The 575-nt window shown below is 40.3% G+C and carries 1 protein-coding gene; it reads right to left on the reverse strand.

Translation table 11 applies throughout. The annotated features are described in order from the left end of the window. A partial coding sequence (locus tag MTN97_RS17820) for an IS4 family transposase (RefSeq protein WP_248475033.1) occupies window positions 1–575 on the reverse strand: 575 nt, incomplete at both ends.

Genomic DNA, 575 nt, shown 5'->3' on the forward strand with positions numbered 1-575 from the left:
ACACGATAGCTTTTTCCATCCACTTTATAGGTGGTTAATCTTGCCATCATGGTCTCTGGTAATGACTCAAATTTCTTTCTGGCTTGAGGACTTGTGGACAAAATCACTATTTTATCATTGTCATTTATACTATGTTCAACTTGATACTGTAAATCCTTCCTCGCGGGTAACATCCAGTGAGTGTTATCTCCTTGGTTTTGCCATTGATGCAACAGTCCTAATGAGTAATAGCCGCGGTCAAACAAGGTAAGAGAATTATCTGGTACGGCTGGTAATAGTCGTTGAGCTAAGCTCATTTCACCTATGCGACGGGAGTCAAAGCTGCTATCTAACAGTAAATGGCTAGATACTTCCATAAGGCTACACATTCGTACTTGTGGGTAGCTTACTTCTCCATGTTGATTACTGTCACTGCCAAATGCTTCTCTGTTATCTTGATTATCATGAGTTCGAAAACTAACGCCATCTACAGCGAGTAAATTAAGTCCGCACCATTGTTCAAAAGACTGGGTGGAAAAGGTTTTGTGTGCAAGTAATTGAAATGTATGTTGGACTGACTCATAGCCTAACCTTTG

The organism is Pseudoalteromonas sp. 2CM36K (assembly GCF_023161865.1).
In the GTDB taxonomy this organism is placed as follows: Bacteria; Pseudomonadota; Gammaproteobacteria; order Enterobacterales; family Alteromonadaceae; genus Pseudoalteromonas; species Pseudoalteromonas tetraodonis.